We start from the raw sequence: 3,958 nt of genomic DNA, 5'->3' as shown, positions 1-3,958 counted from the left end.
AGACCAGAACAGAGTAAATCTGTTAAGGCAGGTGCGGAACCCCGCAAGGGAAAGAAGCAGAAACCTAAATCGTGAGGTTTGGGAATCACCGTCCGTTTTACGGCGGTGAGGATGTCAACAGATGGGTGTTGGTTGTTGGTTGTTGGGTGTTGGGGAAATAAAATTGTCTTTTATCCCTATCCCCTATCCCCTAATCCCTATCCCCTATCCCCTAATCCCTATCCCCCATCCCCTCATCCCTATCCCCTATCTCCTGACTGACAATGCAAATCAAAGCGATAATTTTCAATCACAGGATTAGCCAATAGTTGATCGCACATTTGAGCCAATTGAGCGCGAGCGCTGGTTTCGTCCGCTGCTGTCACGGTAAGCTCAATATACTTACCAATTCGCACCCCGGCTACAGTATCATAACCTAATTGCTTTAATCCCGATTCTACGGCCGTACCCGCCGGATCGAGCACCGAGGGGCGCAGGGTAACATAAATACAGCACTGATAATTTTTTGGCATAGAATTAACTTTGATCGCTGACCTTTTTGATATGAAATCCCAACGCACCCGATCGCAAGAGCGCATTATCCACTTACTCAAAACCTTAAATCGGGCAGTATCCGCTCAGGAATTGTTTGTGGAACTCCGTCAGCGTGACCAAAATATGGGGTTAGCCACTGTTTACCGCGCCCTAGAATCCCTAAAACTACAGGGAGCAGTGCAGGTGAGAACCCTAGCCACAGGAGAATCCCTCTACAGTTCCGTTCAGCAGGATCAACACCATCTTACCTGTATTCATTGCGGTCGGTCTATCGTCTTTAATGAGTGTCCCGTTCATGAATTGGAAGAAAAACTCGAAAAATCACACCAATTCAAGGTTTATTACCATACTCTCGAATTTTTTGGCCTTTGCGATCGCTGTCAACCTGGTTAAGTAGGGTTTGCGGCAAAAAGTTTTTCCTGGGGGCCGGGTGTGGGGGGCCGGGTGTGGGGTGTGGGATGCACTACATTTAAACTGCCTATCGGGAAAATTTAGTACAAATGCTCAGACTTGCAACTCCAGTGCCGTCTTACAGGAATTAAACTGTTGTTTGACCTTGGACTGTTTTCAGAGGGATTAACTCCGGCTGACTGTGGTGATGATGGCTGTTCAGGGGGGATAACAAGGGGAAAAAGGGCTGATGTAAACTAATTAATTGAGCGAGGGTTTTCTTGAGATGGGTACGGGGAACGATCGCATCGACAAACCCGTGTTTTAATAGGTATTCCGATGTTTGGAAACCTTCCGGTAATTTCTCGCGCAAAGTCTGTTCGATTACCCGTTTACCAGCAAAACCGATAGTAGCCTTTGGTTCGGCGATAATAATATCTCCCAACATGGCAAAACTGGCCGTGACTCCTCCTGTGGTGGGATTAGTCAAGACAGGAATATAGAGTAATTTTGCTTCTCGATGCCGGTTAAGGGCGCCAGAAATCTTGGCCATCTGCATTAAACTTAACATTCCTTCCTGCATTCTCGCCCCACCGGAAGCGCAGATGATCACGAGGGGTAAACGTTCATCGGTAGCTTGTTCCGTCAAACGACAGAGTTTTTCTCCCACCACCGATCCCATGCTACCCCCCATAAAACGGAAGTCCATCACCCCTAAAGCTAAGGGTAAACCATCGATCGTCCCCGTTCCCGTCTGGACAGCATCCGTCAGACCAGTTTTTTCTTGGGTTTCCCGCAGGCGATCGCTATAACTTTTCCGATCGCGAAATTTGAGCGGATCCGTCGGTCGAATCTGTTCATCGAGGCAATTCCAAGTATTCGCATCCACTAACTGGCGAATTCTTTCTTCACTTTCGACCCGATTATGATAACCGCAATCGAGACAAACCAGTTGATTAGCTAATAAATCCTTCGTATAGGCCAAAACACCGCAATTTGGGCATTTTGTCCATAAACCATCGGCTATTTCTCGTTCCTGTTGTTGTTGAACCTTGGGTTCTGTTTTTTGGCGATTTGCAAACCAATCAAATAGAGACATAGTTTAAAATAAAGACAATTATAGACTTTCCTCTAGAGGACTTAATAACAAAAGTGCTGTCCAGCGATCTTGGGGACGGACTTGTAGGGCGGCCTGATGCCCCTGGCCGCAATAAATACCAAGGCCAATAGCGATAACGCGACTGGGGATGTCGTGAGCTTTGAGCATTTCCTGTAGCCAATCGGCTTCCCAACGACTGGGGGTTGTTCTAATGGTGATCCAAGACACGGAAGACTATTGTATCAAGATTTAATTATAAGATAACTTTTTTACCAAAATTTTGGGTTAAAGCCCCGTCCTTTTAGGACGGCTTTATGTGAAAATGAAATTGGTTTGAATCCCCTGAGTGGGGCGGTAGTGAATAGCTCGATTGAGTTGAACCCTTGAACTCGAAAGTCTGCATAAGAGACAAAAAGGGAGGGTAGCGAAAACCTCGTCAAACATAGCGCAGTACCCGCTCAACAACGGTGAATGAAAAACCAGTAAAAATCTTTGTCGTCAGACAGATAGGGTAGGGCATACCGAAATCTTGGTTGAAAGACCAAAACGCTTGGAGAGTGAACCATAAAAAGGATAACTAGGGTCTGCTGAAAAAGTTTTTCGGTGGGGTTTCAGGGAAAAAGTGCCTAAATTTCCCCCCGATCACTTCCATATCCAGTACTTTTTGATTGACAAAAGGTCTAAAAGTCTTACCCAACAAGGTTTTTAGATTTATTCAGCAGACCCTAAGTAAGAGAAACCAGAAAGGGCTGTGATGAGCTTCGAGAATCCTCACGCCTTTAGGCCCAGGATTGTCAAAACAAAGGGAAAAAAATGGCTTGATAGGCTGAGATGATCTTATCACTCCAAAAGACACTCATCAGAGCGCCGAGGGCAAGAAATGGACCGAAGGGTATAGCTTGTTTTTTTGCCATTTTACCCACAAAAATGCCCATAATACCGATCGCCGCCCCGATAGCGCAGGCCAGAAACCCGGTGACTAATAATGCTTGCCATCCTAACCAAGCACCGATCATCGCCGCTAATTTAGCGTCCCCTCCCCCCATGGCCTGCTGTCCGAGGGCAAAACTCCCCCCCCACCGGATCAGATCAAATAACCAGACTCCTAAAACCGCACTAGCGATCGCTGAAAAGAGATAGATAACACTTTGATTATTTTGCCAACCCAGGAGAGTTTGAAAAACTATCCCTAAAACTAATCCCGATTGGGTGAGGGAGTTAGGAAGCGTCATCGTGTCAAAATCAATCAAAGCTAAAGCTAATAACCAACTTACAAGAATCCAATAGCCGAGGGTCTGCCAAGAAAAGCTAAAATCTCCTAAAACCAGACAAAACAACAAACCGGTAAAAGTTTCGACGGCTGGATAACGGACAGAAATCGCAGTTCCACACCAGCGACAGCGACCCCCTAGCCATAACCAGCCTAAAACAGGTATATTCTCGCTTTTACCTAACCTATGGTGACATTTCGGACAGTGGGAAGGGGGATAAACTAGAGATATCCCCTGAGGTAATCTATAGATGACCACGTTTAAAAAACTGCCCACCGAGGCACCAAAAGCGAAGACAAAGGCAAAAGTAACTAGATGAAAGAGGGTTTCCATCCTTAAACTGGCAGATAATTGATTAGTTTGTTATCGCCTATTATAGGGGTTGACATCCTCGCCGCCGTAAAACGGACGGCGATTCCTCACCACGCCACTTTTTTAGGGTGGTCGCGTCAACGGGGTTGACGCTTCACAGGAAGGATACTGCTACTTTAGCGGTAGTCTTATGCCTTCCGACCCGTCCATTTTGAGTGTCCGAATGCCGGACAGCCACTTTGAACAAGTCGAAAAAATCTCATGTTCCACCTTATTTCCTAGAAAGTTTTACTCGTTCAAGGCCGAATTTGAAGTCTTTTCTGAACGAAACCCCCTACTATCTGTGGTCAAG

Annotated in this window: 5 protein-coding genes; 1 reads left to right on the top strand and 4 read right to left on the bottom strand. The window is 46.1% G+C overall.

The features are described from left to right. Positions 1-239: 239 nt before the first annotated feature. On the bottom strand, positions 240-512 hold the full coding sequence (gene purS / locus EWV84_RS20515) for a phosphoribosylformylglycinamidine synthase subunit PurS (protein ID WP_287079735.1): 273 nt from the start codon (positions 510-512) through the stop codon (positions 240-242). 31 nt (positions 513-543) lie between these two features. Here purS and EWV84_RS20510 point away from each other — a divergent pair, with 31 nt between their 5' ends. Beyond that, positions 544-927: a Fur family transcriptional regulator gene (locus EWV84_RS20510; protein WP_046660600.1), complete on the top strand. Its 384-nt coding sequence runs from the start codon at positions 544-546 to the stop codon at positions 925-927. A gap of 145 nt (positions 928-1,072) precedes the next feature. Here the strand turns inward: EWV84_RS20510 and accD are convergent, their stop codons facing one another. The 3 genes from accD to EWV84_RS20495 all read right to left on the bottom strand — a co-directional run bounded on the left by accD (position 1,073) and on the right by EWV84_RS20495 (position 3,627). Further along, entirely contained in the window at positions 1,073-2,023 is a 951-nt protein-coding gene (gene accD / locus EWV84_RS20505; RefSeq protein ID WP_287079732.1) for an acetyl-CoA carboxylase, carboxyltransferase subunit beta, read from the bottom strand. Between the two features lie 18 nt (positions 2,024-2,041). After that, entirely contained in the window at positions 2,042-2,251 is a 210-nt protein-coding gene (locus tag EWV84_RS20500; RefSeq protein WP_193957096.1) for a hypothetical protein, read from the bottom strand. A gap of 566 nt (positions 2,252-2,817) precedes the next feature. Continuing rightward, positions 2,818-3,627, bottom strand: coding sequence for a prepilin peptidase (locus EWV84_RS20495; RefSeq protein ID WP_287079729.1), 810 nt, complete (start codon positions 3,625-3,627; stop codon positions 2,818-2,820). Between the last annotated feature and the right edge of the window lie 331 nt (positions 3,628-3,958).

The organism is Microcystis sp. M_QC_C_20170808_M3Col, from assembly GCF_007095505.1.
In the GTDB taxonomy this organism is placed as follows: Bacteria; Cyanobacteriota; Cyanobacteriia; order Cyanobacteriales; family Microcystaceae; genus Microcystis.
This window is presented reverse-complemented; position numbering and strand designations above follow the sequence as displayed.